At 42.8% G+C, this 23,161-nt stretch carries 18 protein-coding genes, 1 pseudogene and 1 riboswitch; of the genes and pseudogenes, 9 read left to right on the top strand and 10 right to left on the bottom strand.

Annotated features, from left to right (window positions below; all coding sequences use genetic code 11):
- Positions 1–41: 41 nt before the first annotated feature.
- The 6 genes from A1QO_RS18915 to A1QO_RS18890 form a co-directional block, all read right to left on the bottom strand.
- Complete coding sequence (locus A1QO_RS18915) at positions 42–659, bottom strand: DsbA family protein (RefSeq protein ID WP_017039844.1); 618 nt, start codon at positions 657–659, stop codon at positions 42–44.
- 119 nt (positions 660–778) lie between these two features.
- Positions 779–1,081 (bottom strand): DUF2007 domain-containing protein, encoded by a 303-nt coding sequence (locus A1QO_RS18910; protein WP_017036494.1) that lies wholly within the window; start codon positions 1,079–1,081, stop codon positions 779–781.
- A 103-nt stretch (positions 1,082–1,184) separates the two neighbouring features.
- Positions 1,185–1,730, bottom strand: coding sequence for a DinB family protein (locus A1QO_RS18905; RefSeq protein ID WP_017036493.1), 546 nt, complete (start codon positions 1,728–1,730; stop codon positions 1,185–1,187).
- A gap of 42 nt (positions 1,731–1,772) precedes the next feature.
- Positions 1,773–2,189 carry a GFA family protein gene (locus A1QO_RS18900; protein WP_017036492.1) on the bottom strand — a complete coding sequence of 139 codons (417 nt, stop codon included), beginning with the start codon at positions 2,187–2,189 and terminating at the stop codon, positions 1,773–1,775.
- Positions 2,190–2,243: 54 nt separating this feature from the next.
- Positions 2,244–2,564 carry a heavy metal-binding domain-containing protein gene (locus A1QO_RS18895; RefSeq protein ID WP_017036491.1) on the bottom strand — a complete coding sequence of 107 codons (321 nt, stop codon included), beginning with the start codon at positions 2,562–2,564 and terminating at the stop codon, positions 2,244–2,246.
- A 336-nt stretch (positions 2,565–2,900) separates the two neighbouring features.
- The gene (locus A1QO_RS18890; RefSeq protein ID WP_241790490.1) at positions 2,901–4,091 is read right to left on the bottom strand and encodes an RHS repeat-associated core domain-containing protein; all 1,191 of its coding nucleotides are present in this window, start codon (positions 4,089–4,091) and stop codon (positions 2,901–2,903) included.
- Between the two features lie 421 nt (positions 4,092–4,512).
- Here A1QO_RS18890 and A1QO_RS18885 point away from each other — a divergent pair, with 421 nt between their 5' ends.
- The 4 genes from A1QO_RS18885 (at position 4,513) to ribB (ending at position 9,089) form a co-directional block, all read left to right on the top strand.
- The gene (locus A1QO_RS18885; protein ID WP_017041874.1) at positions 4,513–5,739 is read left to right on the top strand and encodes a DUF481 domain-containing protein; all 1,227 of its coding nucleotides are present in this window, start codon (positions 4,513–4,515) and stop codon (positions 5,737–5,739) included.
- Positions 5,740–5,843: 104 nt separating this feature from the next.
- Complete coding sequence (locus A1QO_RS18880; RefSeq protein WP_017039848.1) at positions 5,844–6,473, top strand: hypothetical protein; 630 nt, start codon at positions 5,844–5,846, stop codon at positions 6,471–6,473.
- Positions 6,474–6,579: 106 nt separating this feature from the next.
- On the top strand, positions 6,580–8,004 hold the full coding sequence (locus tag A1QO_RS18875) for a coniferyl aldehyde dehydrogenase (RefSeq protein ID WP_017039849.1): 1,425 nt from the start codon (positions 6,580–6,582) through the stop codon (positions 8,002–8,004).
- A gap of 119 nt (positions 8,005–8,123) precedes the next feature.
- Positions 8,124–8,322: riboswitch (FMN riboswitch) on the top strand.
- A gap of 110 nt (positions 8,323–8,432) precedes the next feature.
- Positions 8,433–9,089 (top strand): 3,4-dihydroxy-2-butanone-4-phosphate synthase, encoded by a 657-nt coding sequence (gene ribB / locus A1QO_RS18870; protein ID WP_017039850.1) that lies wholly within the window; start codon positions 8,433–8,435, stop codon positions 9,087–9,089.
- Positions 9,090–9,329: 240 nt separating this feature from the next.
- On the opposite strand, the gene A1QO_RS18865 is transcribed toward ribB, so the two are convergent.
- Entirely contained in the window at positions 9,330–11,051 is a 1,722-nt protein-coding gene (locus A1QO_RS18865) for a sensor domain-containing diguanylate cyclase (protein WP_017039851.1), read from the bottom strand.
- Between the two features lie 183 nt (positions 11,052–11,234).
- Complete coding sequence (glgX, locus tag A1QO_RS18860; RefSeq protein ID WP_017039852.1) at positions 11,235–13,193, bottom strand: glycogen debranching protein GlgX; 1,959 nt, start codon at positions 13,191–13,193, stop codon at positions 11,235–11,237.
- 430 nt (positions 13,194–13,623) lie between these two features.
- On the opposite strand from glgX, the gene lamB reads away from it, so the two are divergent.
- The 3 genes from lamB (at position 13,624) to A1QO_RS18845 (ending at position 18,239) form a co-directional block, all read left to right on the top strand.
- Positions 13,624–14,949, top strand: a complete 1,326-nt coding sequence (lamB, locus tag A1QO_RS18855; protein WP_017036479.1) for a maltoporin LamB — start codon at positions 13,624–13,626, stop codon at positions 14,947–14,949.
- Between the two features lie 96 nt (positions 14,950–15,045).
- Positions 15,046–15,963, top strand: coding sequence for a MalM family protein (locus A1QO_RS18850; RefSeq protein WP_017039853.1), 918 nt, complete (start codon positions 15,046–15,048; stop codon positions 15,961–15,963).
- A 263-nt stretch (positions 15,964–16,226) separates the two neighbouring features.
- Complete coding sequence (locus tag A1QO_RS18845; RefSeq protein ID WP_017039854.1) at positions 16,227–18,239, top strand: methyl-accepting chemotaxis protein; 2,013 nt, start codon at positions 16,227–16,229, stop codon at positions 18,237–18,239.
- Positions 18,240–18,337: 98 nt separating this feature from the next.
- On the opposite strand, the gene nagB is transcribed toward A1QO_RS18845, so the two are convergent.
- The gene (gene nagB / locus A1QO_RS18840) at positions 18,338–19,138 is read right to left on the bottom strand and encodes a glucosamine-6-phosphate deaminase (protein WP_017039855.1); all 801 of its coding nucleotides are present in this window, start codon (positions 19,136–19,138) and stop codon (positions 18,338–18,340) included.
- Positions 19,139–19,488: 350 nt separating this feature from the next.
- Here nagB and A1QO_RS18835 point away from each other — a divergent pair, with 350 nt between their 5' ends.
- A complete protein-coding gene (locus tag A1QO_RS18835; protein WP_017036475.1) occupies positions 19,489–19,740 on the top strand; it encodes a DUF3081 family protein in 252 nt (83 codons plus the stop codon).
- 354 nt (positions 19,741–20,094) lie between these two features.
- Here the strand turns inward: A1QO_RS18835 and A1QO_RS20740 are convergent.
- Positions 20,095–20,400 (bottom strand): annotated as a pseudogene (locus A1QO_RS20740) (DUF413 domain-containing protein); the annotation flags it as partial.
- 400 nt (positions 20,401–20,800) lie between these two features.
- Here A1QO_RS20740 and A1QO_RS18825 point away from each other — a divergent pair.
- Positions 20,801–23,095, top strand: coding sequence for a sensor domain-containing phosphodiesterase (locus tag A1QO_RS18825; protein WP_017041873.1), 2,295 nt, complete (start codon positions 20,801–20,803; stop codon positions 23,093–23,095).
- Positions 23,096–23,161: the final 66 nt, after the last annotated feature.

Genomic DNA, 23,161 nt, shown 5'->3' with positions numbered 1-23,161 from the left:
TTCATAAGCCATTGAGTTCAATTGGCTTATGGAGCTTGACCTTAATCCGATAATATAGCCTTGACCGTTGCTGCTTCGTCTTGGTAATCAATTTTTAATTCCGTTACTGAACCTTTTTTTTCAATAAACAACGATGGAAAACTGTTACCACCTATTGATCGAGCAAATTGAATTTCTCTCAAAAGGGTATTTTGTGTCTCTTGCGACACCAGCCTCTTTTTAAAAGCGTCCAGATCAAGGTTCAGTTCGCCAGCAAGTTGAATTAACGTCTCGTTATCACTGGGGTTCTGCGCATCAAGGTAGTACGCTTTTTGAATCGCTGCCAACATGGTTTCTTCTGCACCTTGAGCTCTCGCCGCCAGTAGTGCTCGACAAGCAGGGTAGGTAGAACGTCTTGGGGTATTCTTGGTCCAAAAATCGTAGTTGAATTCGGTCCCTAAATACTCTTCTATTTTTTTCCAATAGGAGGCAATCTGCTTTTGCATATCAATAGGCATTGCAACGTCACTGTCAGGGGCTAATCCCCCCAGGACATAGGTAATATCAACATGGTCATTGACTCCTTGCTTTACTTTTTCCCAAGTGGGTCTGTACCCCCAACACCACGAACACATAGGGTCGTAGACATAATATAACGTTGCTTTTTTTATTGCGGTCATTACCTTCTCTCTTAAATAAGGCCGGGTTTACACTGTAAATGGCTTTTATCACCATTTTTATTAGTAACGGATTGTTTTATCGTTAAGGTTTTTATCACTAAGACTTTGTAGACTATGAATTAAGCGTCGTGTTGGCATTTCCAGCACAGTTCAAACGCTGGCTCATTCACTTCTTTGCAGTGCAGGCAAACCCAAGTTGAGGTGTTCTTCGGCTTGATCATGGATTCGATCGCAAGAACCGCAGTTTCGAAGTCGGTATCGTCAACAACCCACAGTTCAGGCCAGCAGTCGAAGGCGGATATTTCTCCCACAGCACCGGTTGAAAATTCATTTTTAATAAAAGTTTCGATACCTAATGCATCGATGATGTTTTTGGCGTTTGTGATCAGAAATTGGTTTTCACAAGTGTAGATAAGCTTCATACGTATCCTTTTCGGCGATTAAATTCAATTGGATTGCATTTAACGGTATGGATGACTCCCCAGTGACTTATTAGACCGGGTGTTGGGTAAAAAACTTCAGTTATTACTGAATATACGAGCCTTCAGGAACAATCATCGGTAGATCGGTGCATCCGAAGTCTAGTCCAAACTGACTCAATAAGCAGGTAAGCTGACCGCGATGGTGAGTTTGATGATTGAAAATATGCTGACAAAACTCCCCAACGTTTTTTTCAATGGCTTGACCCTCTGTCGTGATGTAATGGATTTTTTTATCAAAGGTATTGGTATCAAAATCACGAGTCATTGAAATATAAGCGCGATCTACGGTGTGGCGAAGCGTCTTTAAGGATAAGAGATCGTCAACAAAGGTATCATGAATACCTTTAGCAATTGGTAATCGCTCGGCCGTAGCGGTATCAAGAACGACGATGTTGTTGGCTACCAGGCGTTGCAACATGATGAGATCGCCGAATAAAATATGATTCCAGTAATCCATTACTGTAGGAAAGAACGAATGCGTTTCTTTTTGTAGCTGCTCAGCGGTAAGTTGCTGGCAGACGGCGATAAGCTGTTCATTCATTCGTTGATTGTACGTTGCCAACATTTTGAAACTTGAGGCTAAGTCCATGTGTCCCTCTTTTTTATCGTATTGCACGTATTTTTAGTCGCTTTATTGTGCCTGCTTTTCATGCGCTTTGACCCCTTCTGGGATCGGATACCATGTTTGCTTTTCTCCTACCCAGATGTGCACCGTTGGCTCGAATAGAGTGTCATCAGTTAACTGGGTGGGTTTTAGTTTAAGCTTCAGGGTGGAAAGGTCATCAGGATTAAAATGATAAACACGGTTACCACATTCAGGACAAAACTTGGCACCATTTGTATTGCCGCTATCCGATAGGCGAGTCCATTCTTTTAGCGTCCCACTAAATTCAATGGCTTCACGAGGGAAGATAGCGGTGACACTGAATGGCCCTGTTGATAGCTTTTGGCATTCAGTACAGTGGCAAGCGAGTACCATCGTAGGTGCTTGCTTTATTTGGTAGGTTAATTGGCCACATTGGCAGCTTCCAGATATCGGATATTCCATTATTATCGTCCCTGTGTGGTTTCAATTGCTTGTATTAATAAGCGAATTCATCGTTTAGCTAACGACGACCGCGGTGCCGCTTGCCGACACCATCAGCATTCCGTTTCCTTGCCCCAGTACTTCGTAGTCAATATCGACACCCACCACCGCATTGGCACCCAGTTCCTTTGCTTTCATTTCAAGCTCTTCAAATGCGATCAAGCGAGCTTTTTCCAACTCTCTTTCATAGGTACCTGAGCGGCCTCCCACCATATCGCGTATCCCTGCAAACATATCCTTAAACAAGTTTGCCCCTAAAATGGCTTCGCCCGCAATGACACCTTTGTAAGCGACGATTCTTTTGCCTTCAACAGATTGGGTTGTTGTTACTATCATTGTCATCTACCTTAACTTGCACATTACTCTTGGTATAAAACCATGTGGGTGATTTTCAAGATTAGCTTAGCAGCCTAAAAATGGGAAGCGAACACGTATTTAGAATAGGATGAGAGATGATCCATTACACAATAAAAAGGTCGATAGCAGAATTGGAACGAAAGCGACGAAAAAAGGAGTTAGACCTGAACAAATCGAACCGGTCTTCTGCAATTAAAGCTGAAAAGAGAGAAAAATAATCAGTTAGAATTTATGCCTGCTGATAACAGATATATTATAAAAATTGATATTGTCGAGTTAATCCAGGTGTTATTGCTTGAAACAATCAAAGTTTACCTAAAGATGTTTAATCTGAGGTATTGGTTCATCTAAAAATGACATATCTATAATGGTTGATCTTAACGGATTAAAGACAACGGGATTGGCTCTTTTGGGAATCAGGCCAAACATGAAGCTTTCGTCAAAAGTAAAGTCTGGAGTTTCAATGTGATCAAGCCACATCTTCCCTGTTTGAATCAAGTCACCTTTACCATACGCTATAACTTGCCTATTTAGAATGTTAGCTAACTCCTGCGCGGAACCACCATTAGTTGCGTTACATGCAACTAAGTGAATTGGCGTATCTTTGTTGGCTATATTATTCACCCCCAAATAACGCCTTAGATCGTTGACGAACTCTGCTGGGTAGACTGCTTTTCCACTTGGCGAGAGTAATTTTCCATTTGAACTTCCGTGGGTTAGAATTACATCTTGCCCTGTTCCTTTGAAATTGTCGCTGAAACCTAGTTTTTGTTTTCCTGAATAAAAACTCTTTATTCCAAGCTTTGGTCTACTAAGTTTTCCTACGCTCTTCCCTATTCCAAATCCACCTAATCCTATTAAAGCCCCCATACCTGCATTAATTCCTGCCTGCTTTATTGGGGTTCCTGTTGCTACGTTCAAAGCAAAATCAGCGCCTCCAGAGATCACTGTCTCTGCCACCGCCAGTCCTATCTGAGCACCGGCCTTAGTGCCTTGGGCTGCAGCACCAAACCCTCCACTAATAAAACCTATAGCCGCTCCTATTCCCACTTGTTTCCAATCAAATTTATGATCGGGATTGATTGCCATTTGTATGCCTTCAGCAGCAGCGGAGACCATCGCCCCGACAACTGCCCCGACAATCGCTCCGATTAATAAACTGAGGAGTGCAAAGTGCCCACTAGGATCTTTCTGGTTAACTGGGTCACCTAAACAATAGGCATACCCATTCGTTCCTCCTTTTCCAAAAGGACTCAGGCTGTCATGAGCATTGAACCGCATTAGCCTTGGGTTATACAGTCGATAGCCATTCCCAAGAGGGTAGCAACCGGTAACAGGATCACGACGTTGCCCGTTAAAACCCAAAGGATTATTTTTAATAGTGCAGCAACTTGAATTAGATGGTGACCCTAACGCCAGTTTGGGTATGGCCAAATTAGAGGCGGCCCCAACAGAGACTGCGCCGGAGAACTTTAAAAACTGACGGCGACTCGCCTTATTATTCATATTTATCTACTTAAAGTTATCTTTGAGTTTATCCTTGGACTGCATTTGAGCAGGATGTGATGCCATTATACTGTTGTCGCTTATCAATATCATTGAACATTCTTTAATCACTGTGATTGTCGTTTACTCGGTATATTTGATTGTTAGATAGGAATATTTTCATGGAGTCTAAAAACTAAACTTGTGAGGAGGAGCATGCCTTGAGGCTAAAGAGTCGTGAAAAAGAAAACTGACTTAATGTGTGGTTTCTTCAATATAGCGTAAGTATGTTCACACTTTTTACACTCACCTGTCGGTCTTCTCGCTTGCTGTGCGATTATTAGCCTGTTCCATGTGCTGTGTGAGTGTTCAGTTTATTGAGTACTGCAGAGACCAATATAATCGTCAATAGGTATGCGAGATCGTTAAATTTCCAGGAATGATGACCAATATTATTAAACCCACTGCCCTAGCATTTTTGATGATGCTCCCACTGAGTTTGCCCGTTGTGGCAGAAGATCAGGTTTTTACTGAGGAGCAAACGATCGAGAACGAAAAATCGGTGGTAAACAGTGGAGTGGGTAATGCGCCGCTTGAATCGTCAGATGCTATCAAATCCGCAGTTGATCTTAACCCCACTACGCAGCTTAAACCAACGATTACCGTCGAAAAAGGACAAGGGTGGGTTCAGTTAGTCTCTGGTGAGGTATTGCTCGGAAGCTTAACCGGAACGGTCAAAGATGAACACAATTCTTACGAGCTGACGCTTGAGTTCGATAGTGAGGAATTGGGCGATGTGGAGATCGATGTTGAAGATATCGCCGTGTTGCAAACGGCCGATGTTTTTCGAGTTCGGTTAGCCAATGGCGAAACCCATCAAGGCCAGTTAACCATTGCTGATGATAAGCTGACGATCCAAGGCGACAAGCTATATATTTACCCTGTCAGTTTTGTGGTATCAGTCTACAGCAGTGTGGAGTCGGAAATAGAGCGTTGGGAAACGGATCTTTTTTTAGGCGCGAACTTTAGCAAAGGCAACACTGATGAACTCTCTGTGTCAGCAGAGCTAAATGGCAAGCGACAAACGGTCTACTCCCGTACCTTGCTCAAATACAATGGAAACATCACTCAATCATCGGGTGAAAAAACGGCTCAAAATCACCAGTTCAATGGATCTTACGATATCTACCTCAGCAATCGGCTTTTCTTTCGCCCGATAAAAATGGCCGTGAATAGCGATAAATTTCAAAACATTGATTATCGGGTCAACGCCTCGATGCAGATGGGTTACTTTATTATTACCCAGTCAGATTTAGAATGGGATGTCTCTCTTGGTCCTGGTTTTCAGACAACTCAATTTGATACCGTATTAGAAGGCCAAAGTACCACTGAAAATAGCCCTATTGTCGTATTCTCTTCGGATTTGGAGTACGAGCTAACCAAAGACATCGATGTGAGTTATGGCTACGATTTGAACTGGGCCAATGCGGCTTCGGGAGGTGTTCGTCATAGCAATGATATCAGTGTTGATGTTGAGTTGGTGGACGATCTTGATTTCAGCGTGAAATTTATCTGGGATCATAACTCAAACCCGAAAGTGGACTCTGACGGGGTGATCCCCAATAGGAATGACTATAAGTTGAATGTGGGCCTCACGTTTGATTTCTAATGTTATCTATTTGATTATTAATTGGAATTTATAACTTAAGCCTTCTATGGTTATAGCATTAAAATGATCGCGAAATGAGATGCTTAAACATTAAAGGACACAGCATGTTACATAAAGGAACTCTGCTAAAATCGGTTGGCTTTACTCTTGTTAGCTTGATGCTACTGATTCCCAACGCCTTTGCTTCCCAAGATGAACCCGATAAAGACAAACCCAATAAAAACGCATTCATTCAAGTGAATGTAAGCTTGGATCTGCAAGGTATAGAAGAATCGATTGATACCACAAGCCAGTCACTCAACTCTCTTGCTGATTCCTTAAATGCGATCGCTACCAGCCCTGATTTCACTCCCGAACAACAAAAAAATATTGAATTAACGGTTAATAATGTCAATCAACTTATCGATATTTCGACTCAATCACTTGAACAGCTGCCGGTTGCTTTTGCTCAATCTAAACAAGTGGTGGGCGACAAAACACAGCTTTTTCTGGACGATGTGAAGTTTAAACTGATCTTGATTGTATCGCTGACGGTATTGGCGTTACTTGCCATTATCGGCTGTATTTATTGGCTATTGTTAAGACCACTTCAATCAACGGTATTGTCTGCAACCACTAATGTGTCTCAAATGGCACAGGCGTTACAAGTAACGGCAAAAGCCGTAGAAGCGTGTACAGAAAAACAACAATCCATAGCCGATCAACTTGTTAAAAACGGCAATAGATCAATATGAAATCTGTGTATCTTAAACCAGTATAAACTTGGATCATTAAAAAGCTTGAACACTGTTCAATTAGATAATATAACGTAGTGATTAACGTTATAAAGAGGGCAAATGCATGGAATTAGTGTGTGGTAATCAAGATCAATTAGAATCTGAACAAGCGCTAGTCGCCACGTTTGAACTGGCTCAAAAAGCATACCATCAATCGCCTTATTCGAGTTATGAGGAGCGTGTTGGGTTACTTGCTAAGCTCAAGTTAGAGTTGTTAGCCACGCAAGCTGAGTTAGTTGAAGCGTTAAATCAAGATTATGGTTATCGAACGGAATTTGATAGCACTATTTGTGATGTGATGCCGACGGTTGGCCATATTAATTACACGCTAAAAAAGCTGAAGAAGTGGATGAAACCTAGCCATCGTTCTGCTGGATTATTACTTGCGCCCTCAAAAGCTCAGGTTCAGTTTCAACCCGTTGGTGTGGTTGGCGTTATGGTCCCTTGGAATTTTCCTATTTTTTTGAGTCTTGCCCCTATCGTCACTGCTATTGCAGCGGGCAACCGTGTGATGGTTAAACTGAGTGAAGCCACACCCCATACCAATGAAGTCCTAAATCGAGTCTTTGCCTGTTTGAGTGATCATATCTACTCGATAGAGGGCGGTGTTTCCATTGCTGCGCAATTTAGCTCACTCGCCTTTGATCATTTAGTTTTCACCGGTTCAACTGCCGTTGGTCGTAAAGTGGCCCAATCCGCCGCTAAAAATCTCACCCCTGTCACTTTAGAGCTTGGCGGAAAATCGCCAGTGATTGTGGGTAAAGATGCGGGTCTTCAAAAAGCGATTGACGCCATCATGCTTGGCAAGTCAATCAATAGCGGTCAAATCTGTGTCGCTCCCGATTATGTCTTTGTTCCAAAAGATAAAGTGTCGGAATTTGGTGCTCTTTATCTGAAGCGATTTGAAGATCTATTTCCCGTGAAGAAAGGCCAACGCCACTTAACTAGCATTATCAATCAAGCCCAATATTCACGATTGCAGAATTATATTGATGATGCAAAAGAGAAAGGGGCAAACATAGAGACGATTGACTGTGCGCAACTTGTCGAGCGTCAGATGTTGCCTCATATTCTGACGAATGTGACCGAAGATATGTTGGTCATGCAAGAAGAGATCTTTGGCCCACTGCTGCCTGTGATTGGGTATGATTCTATGGATGAGGTCATCGAACGGATTAACCAGCGTCCAAGGCCCCTTGCACTGTACATCATGAGTAATGATAGAGCATTACAAGCTCATGTTCTCCAAAACACTCACAGCGGTGGTGTTTGTATTAATGACACGCTCTTACATGTGGCGTTGGATGATGCACCGTTTGGCGGCAGTGGTGAGTCTGGGATAGGGCGTTATCACGGCATCGAAGGCTTTAAAGCACTCTCAAATTTAAAAACGGTACTCGTGACCCCAACTTGGTTGCCTCGAAGTAGAATGATGTTGAGATGGCGAAATGTTACTCAAAAGGTCATCAGTAGGCTGTTTATCCGCTAGTTTTATCGCTATTTCGTGTCTGTTTCGTGGTGTAGATTGTAGTTTTATGGTCGATAACACGTTAACATTGCCTCGCTTTATTTTGGGCGTTTAGCTCGAATTAGCTTCATTATTTTAATTTTTATTCTCAGGGCGGGGCGAAATTCCCCACCGGCGGTAAATCTTACCTTCGCATTATTTTGCATTACTTAGCTTTGCATTACTCAGCATTGCACGATTGTGCGTAAGATCAGCCCGCGAGCGCTCGATACGTCGAGGTCAGCAGATCTGGTGAAAACCCAGAGCCGACGGTTAAAGTCCGGATGAGAGAGAATGAAAACACATCAGCGAGTGGCACTCTATTATTGGTGCTTCTTACTGGTGCATTTCGTTTTGGATGTTATATCCCTCATACAGCCCTGATTCTGGTGATATTTAGGAGTTTAACCATGAATCAGTCTTCATTACTTGCCGAATTTGGCAACCCAATCACTCGTGTTGAAAACGCTCTCGAAGCTTTAAGAAAAGGCCAAGGTGTCATCTTGCTTGATGACGAAGATCGTGAAAACGAAGGTGACATCATCTATTCTGTTGAGCACTTAACCAACGCTCAGATGGCACTGATGATCCGAGAATGCAGTGGCATCGTCTGTCTTTGTTTGACCGATGCGCAAGCGACCAAGCTTGAGCTCCCACCGATGGTTGTAAACAACAACAGCGCGAATCAGACGGCGTTTACTGTCTCGATTGAAGCGAAAGTGGGTGTGACTACTGGTGTCTCTGCGCAAGATCGTGTGACGACAATCAAAACGGCAGCAAACCCAATGGCCAAACCGGATGATCTTGCTCGACCTGGACATGTCTTCCCACTGCGCGCACGAGCCGGGGGAGTGATGACTCGTCGAGGCCATACCGAAGGTACGGTTGATCTGATGCAAATGGCTGGGTTACAACCTGCGGGTGTGCTTTGTGAAGTGCAAAACGAAGACGGCACCATGGCGAAAACACCAGAGCTCGTGGAGTTTAGCCGTAAACACAATATGCCAATCCTGACGATTGAAGATATGGTGATGTACCGCACTCAATTCGATCTAAAGCTGGCGTAGTTAAAGCTAACGCAATCTCACACCTTGCTCGTAGAGACATACTCACAGCGAACGATTCATACACGTTAGAGTTATCCTAGTTTGGTGAACGCATCAAACTAGGATGTTCATTATTGGCTTTAACGTTCTAAATCCTTAAAACCGATGCCTCAAAATCTAATCCTAGAAATCTGTTACTAGAAATTGAATTCTAAAAACCGAGCGCTTTCGCGGTATTGTCTCGTTAGAATGCAGTAAATATCAAGATTGAAAGGTATTAAGAACCACTTGGTTCCGTCCAAGCCCTTTCGCTTGGTAGAGTGCCTTGTCGGCCCGACCAATACTTGCATGCTGACTGTCACTGACCGAGGTTACCCCGATACTGATGGTGTATTTTATCGTGCTATTTCCATCGTCTAGACTCGTTTGCTCTATTCTGTGACGCAGAATTTCGCACAAGTCATAGGCATGGTTTTCGTCATTCGCCTGAAAGAGTAAGCCAAACTCTTCTCCTCCAAAGCGAGCCAGGCTCAATGCCTTTGGCTTAGGAAAGCATATCTGCATCAATTTCGCTGTTTGCATGATGATGTTATCACCAGATTGGTACCCAAATCTGTCATTGAGGACGCGAAAATGGTCGATGTCGATCAGTGCTAGATAGACATGTTGCTGCCCCAATTGCTCATCAATCAAGCTGCGAATGGTGAGTTTATTGTCTAGATTCGTCATCACATCTTTGCTCTGCATCTTTTGATTTAGAAGCAAATTGTTTAAGGTGATTTCCGTATAATTTCTTATTATTTTCAATAAGCTACGGTTTGTTGGTATTCGCATTGGCATGTAGATGATAGCGATAAGACCTTGCGTATTGAAGAGCGGAATAGCGTAGTGGCGTGTATTGATACGCAGCTTTGTGGCAAGCATATCAGCGCTTTTTTTTCCAAAATAGTAAATATCACCAGGGGTGTAGGCAGTAGAGAATCGTTTATCAGTATGGATGAGCGTTTCATTGCCATGAAAATCGATGGTGGTTAGTTGCCCGGTTTCTTGTGCATAGAGACAAAATTGAACACCTTGATGGTGACAGAATCGGTCTAAAATGGAGCGCAACTGGTGCTTGAAATCGGCTAGATTATTTTTAGTGTTCAATAATGAAAGTGAACTATTTATTTGGTAGATCAAGTAATTAATCACAATAGTGAGTAAGAGAAGTGAAGCCAGAACCAGTGCTGATAGCGTGAATTGATGAGAGTTTGCAAGAATATCCGCTCTGTTCGTCCCTGCAACAAAGACGAAGTTGTTGTCATTATCTGCGTTAAATACGGACACTTTGAATTGATTATTATAGTAATACTCTAGCTGCCCATAACGACGCCCTTGATTAACTAAATCCTTGATGCCAGATTGATAACTAATAGATTCACTGCCGATACGTCTGGGGTTTGGGTGAAAGACAATTTTTCCTGTCAGTTTATCAACGACAAAGAGGTACCCTTCATTTAGCGTCCGCATCCCTTTTAGTAGGGTAGAACCATGTAAAAGATCGAGCTCTAGCCATATGGCTTCACGTTCATTTGGCTGGTATCGAACAGCAAAAACCCACCGATTATTGCTGGTTTGATAAATCGGCGACACTGAAAATTCAGAAGAAAGAGTGGGGGGCGATCGCCAACTTAAGAGATCAAGTGTATCTGCGTTAGTGTTTGTTCGTTCAATGGCTTGATAGCTACCTATGTAAGGGTCAACGAGCAAAATATCAGAGTAAAATAAGTTACCACGAAGTATGTTTTTTGCGAGTGTTTCAAATGAAGCATGGCTTTTCGCCTCTTTGAGCAAGTAGAGCTTACTGGCTGCCGCTTCAATATGAGAAGCCGCCAATAGAGAAGCGATATGGATATTGGCCTCAGATTGCAAATAAGCTTTGTGCTCTGATGATTTTAGCTGCTGATAAGCAAGGTATATCATTCCAATCGTTAATAGCATGATGCACGGTCTGAGGGTGCGTAAAAGAATTTTGGGTAAAGCCATGTCGTTAAGCCAGTTAGTGTCATAATTTTATTTTTATGACGCCATAGTAGAGTGAATGGCCATGCATATCAATGACTAATAATCTAGTGATTATGGTTAAAAGTGAGCGGTGAATGTAAATCACCGATCACACTTTTGTTATTTTTTTGTGAGATGGAAGATGGCAAGTGATGTAGGAGCGAGAAGGACTTGTTTTTCATCAATCGTTTTGTGCAATTCATGGGAATCGGTATTACAAATCATTTTCCATTGCTGATGGTGAGCGTTTGGTAAGCTAAATCGGGCCGGCGCATTAGTTTGATTGATGCAATACAGCATTTCATTACCGGATTTCCCTATTCCTAAGTGCAACGCTACTGAGCTTAAGTTGTTCCAATCGTCATGCTCCATATAAGAGCCATCAATACGACGCCAAAAAATACGGTTGTCGTTACGTGTTTCCCCGCTGAACGCATGAATAAAAGGAACCATATAGGTTTTCCTTGCTTTAACCATGTCAGCAACCCAAGACTGGAACCGTGCTTTGGTGTCTTGCTCTTGCCAATTTAACCAACTGATGTTGTTGTCTTGGCAATAAGCGTTATTGTTACCTTGTTGACTGTGAGAAAGCAGATCGGCGGTGAGTACATGCGGAATACCAAACGCGAACAATAAGCTCGCCATGAAGTTGCGTTTTTGCTTTGCACGCAGTTCGATGATTGCTTTATTCTCGGTTGGGCCTTCTGTCCCGTAGTTGTCCGAACGATTATCTCCGTGCCCGTCTCGGTTTTTTTCCCCATTGGCCTCGTTATGTTTGTGCTTATACGAGACTAGATCTTGCATGGTGAAGCCATCGTGGTAAGTGATGTAATTCACCGTCATATTCAATGGCCAATTTGATGCACTGTAGAGATCCCGTGAACCCATAAGACGAGTAGCAAATTCTTTTAAATAGCCTTTATCGCCACGCCAAAAGCTACGGGTTATATCACGCAGGCGATCATTACATTCATTCCAGCCTAATGGGAAGTTACCCACTTGATACCCGTTAGGGCCAATATCCCAAGGCTCTGCGATCAGTTTAACTTGCTTTAAAATGGGGTCTTGGGCAACCGCTTTAAAGAAGGCAGCTTGATTATTGAAATGTTCGCCTTCACGTCCAAGCGTTGCTGCTAAATCGAATCGGAACCCATCAATGTGGTATTCAGAAACCCAGTATCGCAATGTATCCATGACAAGGTTTAAAGATGCTTGATGATTCACATCGACCGTATTACCACAGCCTGTGTAGTTCGCAAAGTGTGGCCCATGCTTAAGATAATAATGGGAATCGAGAGCTTTTAAATTAAAGACAGGGCCGTCTTCTCCCGCTTCTGCGGTGTGGTTGTACACCACATCTAAAATGACTTCAATGCCCTCTTTATGCAGTTCCCTCACCATGGTCTTTAGTTCAGTGACTGCATCTACATCCCCATATCTAGGGTCTGGTGCCATGAACAAATAAGGGTTATATCCCCAGTAGTTGCTTTTGCCCATGTTCAGCAAGTGTGGCTCGTGCATGCATGCTGCAATAGGCAATAGCTGAATGGTGTTGATGGATTGTTTTCGATAAAAATCCAGCATCTCCTCTTGAACCAAACCTAAATATTTACCTTGTTTCTCTGCGGGCAAATGAGAGTTGAGCTTGGTGACGCCCTTAATATGCGTTTCAAAAATAACTGTTTCTTCTCGGGGGATTCTAGGCGGTGCAGTGCCTTGCCAGTCAAACTCATCATTAGTGACCAAACATTTTGGTAGTGAGAAACTTGTTGTCGAATCAAATGGGGGTTGATAGTGAAGTGGCCCATCAATGGCTTTTGCGTAGGGGTCAGAAAGTAGGTGAGGCGCGTTATCTACCTCTATGAGATACCCATATTTTTGTCTGGCCTGAATGCCTTCAATGAAGATATGTTTGATACCTGCATCGTTATTGTGAATCGGGTGAACCTGTTGATTGCCTGCATCATCAAAAAGAACCAAAGCTATGCTGTCTTGAGCAGGAGCATAAATTGAAAAGTTGCACCCACATTGGCTGAGTGTCGCCCCTAAAGGGTATGGCTGAGAGCTTGTGCCTATCATTATGGTAACTATATTTTTGTTTTTATTTAGGAGTCCTTAGTAAAAGACTTTGCTCTACATTGGTCAAGCGCCTTAGTAATAATATTTGAATGTAATTTTATTTCAGTTTTTTTGCGATACGATTAAAAAATTTGAGCTTGAACTCATTTTGATCTGTGAAAGTGGGTACTAATTGGTCGTGCTCCCCCTTAGTTATGTGATCCACCTCTGTTAAATCACTTATCACGTGTTTTCTCCTCCTTACTCATCCCCCCTAAATAAATCAAAGGTGGAGGACGCAGCCTTCCTACTCCCTAGGTAATCTAGCCACAGTTGAAACGAGAGGGGACTGACTCAGTCCCGCTTTACTTTTTCTTGGTGTCGCCCATTTCTGCCTTTATGAGCGTTGTTGAGAAAATGATAAAAATAAAAACCCTAAATGGAGTTAATAATGAAAAAAGTAAGTTTAATTGCTGCTGCAGTGGCTGCGTCTCTAAGTGCTGGTGCGTTTGCGGCGGCTGTTGATTTCCACGGTTATGCTCGTGGTGGTGTAGGCCTGAGTGGGGAAGGTTCACACGTAACATATGAAAAGAACAGAGTAGGCCGTTTAGGTAATGAAGATGATTTGTACGCAGAGATTGGTTTAAACGCTGAACTGTACAACCAAAACGATGTTACGTTCAAACTTGAGTCTTTGGTTGCTTACGGTCAAGCAGGTAATAACAACTGGGAAGGTAATGCTAACGCTCTACGTGTAATGAATGTTCAAGCACAAGGTTTATTCAGCGATAAAGAAGCGGTTCTTTGGGCTGGTCAGCGTTACTACCAACGTAAAGATATCCACATCACTGATTTCTACTTCCTAGATACATCTGGCGGTGCTGGTGGTGGTATCGAAAATATCTCTTTGGGTGGTGGTAAGCTTTCTCTTGCTGTTATGCACGATGATGGCTCTCAAAAAGTTGATGATGGTGTTGAAAGTGCTTTAACTAAAGCTGGTTCGACAGCTTGGAATGCATGTAACGGTGATAAAGCGTGTGAGCTAGGTGTTGAAGGTGATGCTACCAATTATGAAACTGTTTCAAAAACAAAAGATGAAACTGTTTCAGGTTACACATTCGATATGCGTTACGCTGGCATCGATCTTTGGGAAGGTGCTAACTTAGAGCTTGCGCTTGCTTACGATTTTGCTTCTGAAGCGAAAAACCAAACAGTTGCTGCCGATAACGGTGTGCTTCTAACTGCAGTTATAGGTCAAGGAATTGAGAACGGTTTCAATCAAACGGTTCTTCAATACGGTACAGCGGCTTATGGTCACCAGATGGCGACTTACGGTGGTGGCGGTTGGTATAACCGTGCTGATAACAATAATGATGCAGATGGTTTCCGTATCATCAACTGGGGCGTGAAAGGCTTCGGGGATTCTTGGGAAGTGGGTCACACTGTGATGTTTGCTCAAGCATCAGATACAAAAGATGGTGACATTACAGCGTACAATGCCGTTGTTCGCCCTGTGTATAAGTGGGATGACCATATGAAGACTGTTTTCGAAGCGGGTTACTTTGCTGATGAAACGAAGAAAGATGGCTCAACAACAGATGCGTCTGGTTCTAAATTAACCATCGCACAAGCTTGGTCTGCTGGTTCTAGCTTCTGGGCTCGCCCTGAAATCCGTGTATACGGTTCATACTTCATGGATCACGAAGCAGATAGCTTTGCAAACAAGACTGACGACACTGAATTCAGTGTTGGTATCCAAATGGAAGCTTGGTGGTAAGAATTACGAAGTCCTATTTAAATAGTCCATATTTAAGTAAGTAAAAAATCAAGCCGGCTTAAGTGTCGGCTTTCATCGTTGTAAAAAGAGGTTCAAATGAAACGACTCGTTCTAGGTTGCGCTATTAGCATGGCATTATTGGGATGTACGGCAACAGAAACAGTTGTGTTCGATGCCGAAAATGTACAGCAGGTAGCAGAAAGTTACGGCCAGGTAAATTGGGCGAACATTGAACCAACAAAGCGCATTAATTTTACAATTAAAGAATCTAATCAAAAATTTACTTTCTCAAACGGTCAGAGCTATATCGCTGCTTTTGATATTAATACTAAAGGGAAAGAGCTTGATTTAGAGCTTATTAGTCATTTTAAAAAAACCGTTTTCTATCCAAACGCTGTGTTATTGAATGAACAAAATCAAATTATTAAAACATTTGAAACCAGTGATTTTGAATATAAGCATGCTTACGGCATGCAGGGGGATCGTTTAGTCTCGAAAGTCACGATTCAGCCTGTTGGTAAGCAACGTGTTAAGTTACTTATTTACACAACACCTGAGTTAATTAAAGGCGAGACTGAAGTGCTTCACCCAGTTAAGCTTGATGCTATTGCTCGCGGTAATTATCCACCAGATGTTCCGAACCCAATGATCCCTCATTCAGCTTTTGGTGAGTTGAGCGTAATAGCTTCAGTGGATGATGCTTTAGTGCTTGAGGAACCGATTACGGTCGGAAGTTCGGATACTGCCCAAGAAAAATTTAAAGCTGATCTTGCTGAACAACAGAATCAAGCCGCTATTGCCGCAAGCGCGACCGCAACAACCGTCATTGTAAGTGAAAGCTCTAAGTCAACTGATACCCTGAATCCAGATCAGCAGAGCTTTTATATTGATAGCATTGAAAGAGCAGTCAATGCTGGAATGTTAGATAAAGCCCTCGCCCTACTAGAAGAAGCCAAAGCATTGAATGTTGAAGGGGCACAAGAAGCGTTTATTAAAGCAGTAAATTCAAAATAATCCTCCCTTGCCAGTAATGATGAGATAGGCTTCGAATATGGTTGCCTATCTCTATACCCCCATATTTCCTCTTTTCATATTTCATTCTTCTTAGACGTTAAAAATCACTGTCTATGTCTGTATCGCTTTGTTCACATATTGGTATTTCTTCCTAACCTTATCATTTAAATAAATAAAAACAAAAGTATCAATAATAAATGGCACCTGACCATAAATTAACCATACTTAGGTAAATAAGAACTAACACTTATGGAGCATCAAGGATGAACATTCGTCTTACTCACGCCCTCTACATGGGCTTTTCAGTCATCATATCAACCACTCTGGTGTTAGCTTTCGTGGTTTGGTCTCTGGTGAATAAATCGGCCATTATCTCAGCTGAAATTGAAGCGGATGATGTTCCCGGTGTTTTGGCTTATTTGAACGTATTAGATGAAATCGGTGATTTACAAACCAACGCTTTGGAGTATCTCAATGGTGAAGCCGATGAATATGAGAACTTTAAAGAAAACGCGAAGGAATTTCATTACTACTATTCTGTGCTTAGGCCTCTTGAATCAGGCAAGCCTTCGGATATCGAAAAAATGGACAAGATACTCAATCTTGCCAATGACTATATCGATACGATGGACAGAGAAGTGTTTAATAAATACGATCCTGCCGCCGAACAGCTTGCGATTAAGAAAATTAGCGAATTAACTAGAAATGTCGGTATTCCACTGGAAGAGCTTCTGGACAAACTGAAAGACGGCGAGTTCGCTGATGCGTACAAGACCACCGATTTAAGTGAATCACTCAATGACGATCTGCCTGGGGTTCGCTATTACTTAGAGCTGGTTGACGAAGGGGGAGATATGATCTCCTCACTCAATGCATACATTATGGGCGATCCGGATGCTCGAGAGGCGTTCAAAAAAGACGCGGCTTCATTCTCTGACTATTTAGAGAAGCTAAAACCTCTAGAGCAAAAACCGAATGAAGTGAAAGACATTAAACAAATAGAGCAATACTTTTCTGAAATCGTTCAGGTTGCTCAGCAAGTGTTTGATGGCTACAACCCGTACTATAAGAACTCTGCGATACGTACGGTCGATGAATTAGAACATTCTATTTTTACACCGATAGAAGACATACTGGATGCTTCAGCGCAAGAAGAGCGAGATGACTCAATTAATGCGCTGAAGGTATTGAATGACAATATGTCGACTATTGTGTTGTGGTTATCGGTTAATGTTGTGACGGTCATTGTGGTGGGGTTTGCGGTGGCGATACTGTTGTCTCGAATGCTGAGAAGACGACTTATGGTGATCTCCGATCGAGCTCAAGCCATTGCTAATGGTGATCTATCGGCTGAGCTGATCAATGAACAGAATAAAGATGAATTGGGTGAGCTTGCTCGCTCCATTGATGATATGCAAACTGCGTTGAAAGCGGTGATATCTAACATAACCAATGTGGCCTCTGAAGTGGCCTCATACACCAAAATGGTGGATGGAACGAGTCAGAATGTGGCTTCCGGCATTCAAGAACAAGCGGATAAAGCAACACTGATTGCCAGTGCCGTCGAGGAAATGACCGCCACTGTTAACCAAGTTGCCGAGCAGAGTAAAGATGCCGCGGAAAATGCCAAACAAGCCGGCGAAGAGGCGGTCAATGGTGGTGATTTAATGCAGGAAACGGTAAACGGTATGAACCGGATATCGGAAGTGGTTAATGAAACCGCGACCACGGTTGATAGCCTAGGTAAGCGAGGAGAAGAGATTGGTAACGTCATAAAAGTGATCAATGATATCGCAGAGCAAACCAATCTTCTTGCTCTCAACGCAGCCATAGAAGCGGCGCGCGCGGGGGATCTAGGCCGAGGCTTTGCTGTGGTGGCGGATGAAGTTCGTGGCCTTGCTGAGCGAACCTCAAAAGCGACGGAGGAAGTCGGAGGATTGATCACGTCCATCCAAAGTGAGACTCGCCAAGCGGTCACCAGAATGAGTGAAGGTACCCAAATGGTTGGAGAGGGTGTGGCACTTTCTAACTCAGCAGGAGACGCCTTGGTCCAAATAGTGGCCAGAGCAAAAGATGTCAATGGCATGATAGAGTTGATCGCTATTGCCGGTGATGAGCAATCCGTGGCTGCACAAGAGATGTCTCGAGATATTAACTCGATCAGTCAGATTGCGGACGAGTCGGTACGAAGCACGCAAGAGGGCGCTGAAGCGATTAGCCAGCTGTATGGTAAAGTCGAGGAACTGGAACAAATGGTATCGCGGTTTAAATTATAAAAAGCGAGAAGGTGCTAATTAAAAAGCCACGCATTTGCGTGGCTTTTTATCTCATACGAATCGTGCTAGCGAAACTTATGCTTTTGGTTTAATAACTATTAGAAGCCTTTGATGTTCTCAGCTTCTAGCTCAGAGAAGTATTTTACCGTTTTCACTTTCAGCTCTTGCGTTGATGCTTCATCACATACAATCACTGATTTAGGGTGAAGTTGTAGAGCAGACACTGTCCATAAGTGGTTTACAGAGCCTTCAACAGCCGCTTGTAGGGCTTGTGCTTTATTGTGGCCAGTCACTAGGATCATGATTTCTTGTGAATCTAACAAAGTACCCACACCGATAGTCAGTGCGTACTTAGGTACTTGATCGATATCGCCATCGAAGAAACGAGAGTTTGCAATACGAGTGTCTTCAGTCAGCGTTTTGATACGTGTGCGTGATGCGAGAGAAGATGCAGGCTCATTGAATGCAATGTGGCCGTCGTTGCCTACACCGCCCATGAATAAGTTAATCTTGCCGTAAGACTTAATTTTGTCTTCGTAACGTTGACATTCAACTTCATTGTCTGCGGCATTGCCATCAAGAAGGTTGATGTTTTCATCTTGAATATCAATGTGATTGAAGAAGTTTGAGTACATGAACGTGCGGTATGATTCAGCGTGGTCAGCAGGCAAACCAATGTACTCATCCATGTTAAAGGTGACAACGTTTTTGAAGCTAACTTCACCCGCTTTATGTAGCTCGATCAGTGCTTTATAAGTTGCAAGTGGCGTTCCACCAGTTGGTAGACCTAATACGAATGGGCGGTCTGCGGTTGGGTTGAAATCGTTGATGCGTTTTACGATGTGTGCCGCTGCCCACTTGCCTACTTGTGCTGCTTTGTTTAACGGGATAAGTCTCATTTTGTGCCTCTAATATTGGAATTTTGGATGCCTTGAAACATTAATTCGCATTATAAAATAAGTTTTTGCGATCTGCTATTGTTTTCGGTCAAGTTTTTGTGTTTTCTTTGACCACTGTGAATATCGAATGGCTTGAGTCTCACTATTGAGGCTGTCTTTTTACCAGCGCATTGATAGCTTCAAAATCGTTTACAATTTAATGGTAGCAGGCTGTGGTATTGTCCGGAGGCGATAGCTTTATCAATACGCGATATAGGTGAGAGAATCACATGGTTTCTTGTTTCATTCTTTTGCACCGAAGCACATTTGAATCCATACTCAGTAGGTCTTAATTCAGAATAGTGAGTCCAATGAAGAATGGCTTAAACCCGACACAAATATTGCAGGCCTACGAGACGGTTATGAAACAAGGGCGCATCACGCCGCAAGGCAGAGTACTCGACGGTATCGAAGCTTTGAATAAACATGATGGCTTCCCTATTCATTTGCGTGGAGAAGGGGTCGATCTTAAAGTCTGTTCGCTGAAACGTTTTCATCTTGATTACAACCAACTCAGTTGCCGAGATGCATTTTTAAAACAACTGGCCATACTTGCACAATAAGGTTTAAAGCCTTATTCATCGTTCGGTATAGCCTGTTATTCTTATCCGCATTTTCTCACTGGTTTATAGTGATTAGTTTATAGTGATTAGTTAATTGCGACTGGTTTATAAGCGCACAGTTTGTAAAGCATAATTTTGAATTAATGGATTTCAAAGAATGCTATACACTTAATGATGAGCGCTTTAATGGCGATCGTTTAAAGCTGCCTGATTATTGGATGTATGAGATACATTCGCATGGCTGAATTCGGCTTCTTCTAGTGACAACTCATCTAACGAAACATCGGCCTCATAGTTCGTCTCATCGTGCTCCATTTCTGAAGAACGAATCGTTTGATTGCGAGGTTCCATTCGCGGTTTGGTACTGCTGCTGAGCGAATGAAAACGCTTTTTCCCTGTTACGATTTGCGTATATTTGAGCCACACTTTTTCCAATTTTGATTTTGCCTTTTGTGGTGACTTCAATGTTTTTATGAAGTGTTTTTCTTCGGCATTCTCAGGATCGATTTCTCCTAGCTCAAGCGCTTTCATTGTATCGCCATAGAGAATCAAAAGCTCTTCTTCAGCAAGGGTGAAGTCGCCAGATTTGGCAAACCCGCGCGGGAACTTTTTGTTATCGTAATAACGCTTCTTCCCAAATCGAAATTCAGTTTCAGACATAACATCCTCTGTATATCACTAGTGTGTTCACGCCCGTTAAGGCCAATTTTAGAAAGCGAATACATGACTAGCATTCATTCCTTCACCCAAGCTAGGGTGACTTAGCCTAATTTTGCTGATTAATGTTTCATTGTTATTGCAACACGGAAGAAAGAAGAAAAAAATCTCGCGTGTTTGAATAAAAATAGAAACGACTAACAATGACTGCGGCTCATAATAGCTAATGTGCAGGGCGTGTTTATTTAAATAACCCCCCCCCCCTCAAATCGGTGAGAAGCGACAGGATACAAACTTCACAGTTACGTTGCTCCGTTGTGTTAAAGCATAAATCAATAGCTATATTGTTAATGAAGCCTGTTTCATAAAATTACGTCTTGTGTGCAAACGCCAAGGGAATGCTATGTCGGATATCGATAACAATCAGTTTGATTCTGCGTCTCATCTCAATGAGCTACTTGAGATTCAGCAAGGCGCGATTGAAAAAATTGCTCTGAGCGTTGACCTTAAAGAAGCGCTTGGCTACATATGCAATGGCATCGAACAGATCTTTTCCTCTACACAGGCAATGAGTTCTATTCTGCTGCTCAGAAACGACACTCTTTACCACGGTGCTGCGCCCAGCTTGCCCAAAGCGTATTGCCAAGCCATCGATGGTGTTGTGATTGGAGCCAGTGTTGGGTCATGTGGAACCGCAGCATTCAGCAAAGAGCGCTATATTGCGAAAGAGATTGGATCCGATTCTAAATGGCAGAACTTTAAAGATCTCGCCATGGGCTTTGGCTTACACGCCTGCTGGTCAACCCCGATATTGTCCACCGATTATCAAGTGCTGGGCACGTTCGCTGTGTATTATGCGCAACCGAGATCGCCCTCAGAAGCCGAGTTGCGCGTCATTGACCGATTCTCTCACTTAACGGGCTTGGCCATAGAAAAGCACCGAGCGTTTAAACGTGAAGTTGAACTCAACAAAAAATTGAGACTGAGCCACAGCAAAGTTGAGGCGATGACTAGCGTGTTGCCGGATCAAATTTTTATCTATGACCAAAAAGCGCAATGTATCGATTATTATGGCAGCAATATGGGCCCCCATTGTGCGCCGAAGAAAAGCCTTACTGGCAAGCTTATTCTTTCTGGGGAAAGCCAATCTGAGAACTGTTCTTGCCAGGAAGCAATAGAACGTACTATTGAAAGTGGCACCCTTAAAGTCTTCGAGTATCAAAGACAGAAAAGTGATGGCCTCCACTATTATGAAAGTCGAATCACCCCAATTGAGGGATATGGTAAAGAAGCTGAGGGGATATCCCACGCACTTTGGCTTGAACGCGATATAACAGAAAGAAAAGAAGCCGCAGAAAAAATAAAAGAACTGGCCTACCAGGATATACTGACCAACTTACCCAATCGACGGTATTTGCTTAACCACTTAAAAACCACCATTACAGCGCTCATCGAGACGAAGAAAATGACGGCGCTTTTGTACATTGACCTCAATAACTTTAAAAGTGTCAATGACACACTAGGCCATACCGTGGGGGATAACTTACTCAAAGATGTTTGTATTCGGTTATCAACCAGCCTCAACCCCAATGACACTTTCTCTCGGATAGGGGGAGATGAATTTGTCATTATACTTTCTGAGTTTTTTGATGAAGAGCAGCCGCTCACGGACTACGCGTCTCAAATTGCAGATCAGTTACTGAATGTACTAAATCAACCTTTTTCTTTGTGCGGAAGGAACATCACTGTTGAAGCGAGTGTTGGGATCACTTTGATGACTGACAAGGATAAGAATGCAGACGAGATATTAATGTGTGCGGATACCGCCATGTACTCAGCGAAGCGAAGCACGCACTCCGATTACTGTTTCTTTGATCCTTCAATTCACGAAAGCCTAAAGAGTCGTTTCACTTTCGAAAGTGAGCTTAAAGAATCGATAAAGCTCGGGCAAATTGTTACCTATTTCCAGCCTCAGATTGGCTCAAATGGTCGACTTAAAGGCGCTGAAGCCCTTGTTCGTTGGCTTCACCCTGAGCGGGGGCTTATTCCACCTCTCGAATTTATTGCAGTCGCAGAAGAAATTGGTGTAATAAACGATTTACAAAGAATAGTGATGGAAGACAGCTGTCAGTTGCTTCGTCATCTTAAAGAAAAGGGAATGATCGATCATTCCTTTAGCCTGTCTATAAACATCAGTGCAGCTCAAGGTAAAAATGTCGATTTATGCACTGAATTAGTCCAATTTTTTAATTCAGAGTCAATTTCTCCTTGCCATATCACTCTTGAGTTGACGGAAAGCATGCTAGTGGAAGATGTGGATAATGCCGTACGACAAATGCAGGGGTTAAAACAAGAGGGTTTTCGTGTATCTATTGATGACTTTGGGACTGGGTACTCGTCTCTTGCATATCTACAGGTATTTCCCATTAATGAACTAAAAATAGATAAGAGTTTTGTCGATAATATGAAAGTCAGCCAAGTAGGCACTGGCATTGTAGATACCATCATTACACTGGCTAATCATCTAAAGGTTGACGTGGTTGCCGAGGGGATTGAAGAGAAAAACCAAGCTGATTTCTTTCGTGCTGCTGGTATCACCATGCAGGGCTATTACTTTGCGCGCCCAATGCCCGCGAAAGAATTTTATAAGTGGGTATTCAATCAGCAGGATGTCGTTTCTCCAGCAATAGAGCAATAGCCTCCCCCTTCTCGCCCTTTTCAGTGTAAATAGCAACGGTTGTCAGCACGCTTAAAGATGGTGGTC

The sequence above is a fragment of the Vibrio genomosp. F10 str. ZF-129 genome, assembly GCF_000287055.2.
Classification (GTDB): domain Bacteria; phylum Pseudomonadota; class Gammaproteobacteria; order Enterobacterales; family Vibrionaceae; genus Vibrio.
This window is presented reverse-complemented; position numbering and strand designations above follow the sequence as displayed.

What these genes read in the sequence shown, in the direction of transcription:
- A1QO_RS18900 (WP_017036492.1), bottom strand. Translation starts at nt 2,189, where the DNA reads ATGGAATATCCGATATCTGGAAGCTGCCAATGTGGCCAATTAACCTAC.
- A1QO_RS18915 (WP_017039844.1), bottom strand. Translation starts at nt 659, where the DNA reads ATGACCGCAATAAAAAAAGCAACGTTATATTATGTCTACGACCCTATG.
- nagB (WP_017039855.1), bottom strand. Translation starts at nt 19,138, where the DNA reads ATGAGACTTATCCCGTTAAACAAAGCAGCACAAGTAGGCAAGTGGGCA.
- A1QO_RS18835 (WP_017036475.1), top strand. Translation starts at nt 19,489, where the DNA reads ATGAAGAATGGCTTAAACCCGACACAAATATTGCAGGCCTACGAGACG.
- A1QO_RS18910 (WP_017036494.1), bottom strand. Translation starts at nt 1,081, where the DNA reads ATGAAGCTTATCTACACTTGTGAAAACCAATTTCTGATCACAAACGCC.
- ribB (WP_017039850.1), top strand. Translation starts at nt 8,433, where the DNA reads ATGAATCAGTCTTCATTACTTGCCGAATTTGGCAACCCAATCACTCGT.
- A1QO_RS18880 (WP_017039848.1), top strand. Translation starts at nt 5,844, where the DNA reads ATGTTACATAAAGGAACTCTGCTAAAATCGGTTGGCTTTACTCTTGTT.
- A1QO_RS18895 (WP_017036491.1), bottom strand. Translation starts at nt 2,564, where the DNA reads ATGATAGTAACAACAACCCAATCTGTTGAAGGCAAAAGAATCGTCGCT.
- A1QO_RS18890 (WP_241790490.1), bottom strand. Translation starts at nt 4,091, where the DNA reads ATGAATAATAAGGCGAGTCGCCGTCAGTTTTTAAAGTTCTCCGGCGCA.
- A1QO_RS18845 (WP_017039854.1), top strand. Translation starts at nt 16,227, where the DNA reads ATGAACATTCGTCTTACTCACGCCCTCTACATGGGCTTTTCAGTCATC.
- A1QO_RS18875 (WP_017039849.1), top strand. Translation starts at nt 6,580, where the DNA reads ATGGAATTAGTGTGTGGTAATCAAGATCAATTAGAATCTGAACAAGCG.
- A1QO_RS18865 (WP_017039851.1), bottom strand. Translation starts at nt 11,051, where the DNA reads ATGCTATTAACGATTGGAATGATATACCTTGCTTATCAGCAGCTAAAA.
- A1QO_RS18850 (WP_017039853.1), top strand. Translation starts at nt 15,046, where the DNA reads ATGAAACGACTCGTTCTAGGTTGCGCTATTAGCATGGCATTATTGGGA.
- A1QO_RS18905 (WP_017036493.1), bottom strand. Translation starts at nt 1,730, where the DNA reads ATGGACTTAGCCTCAAGTTTCAAAATGTTGGCAACGTACAATCAACGA.
- lamB (WP_017036479.1), top strand. Translation starts at nt 13,624, where the DNA reads ATGAAAAAAGTAAGTTTAATTGCTGCTGCAGTGGCTGCGTCTCTAAGT.
- A1QO_RS18825 (WP_017041873.1), top strand. Translation starts at nt 20,801, where the DNA reads ATGTCGGATATCGATAACAATCAGTTTGATTCTGCGTCTCATCTCAAT.
- glgX (WP_017039852.1), bottom strand. Translation starts at nt 13,193, where the DNA reads ATGATAGGCACAAGCTCTCAGCCATACCCTTTAGGGGCGACACTCAGC.
- A1QO_RS18885 (WP_017041874.1), top strand. Translation starts at nt 4,513, where the DNA reads ATGACCAATATTATTAAACCCACTGCCCTAGCATTTTTGATGATGCTC.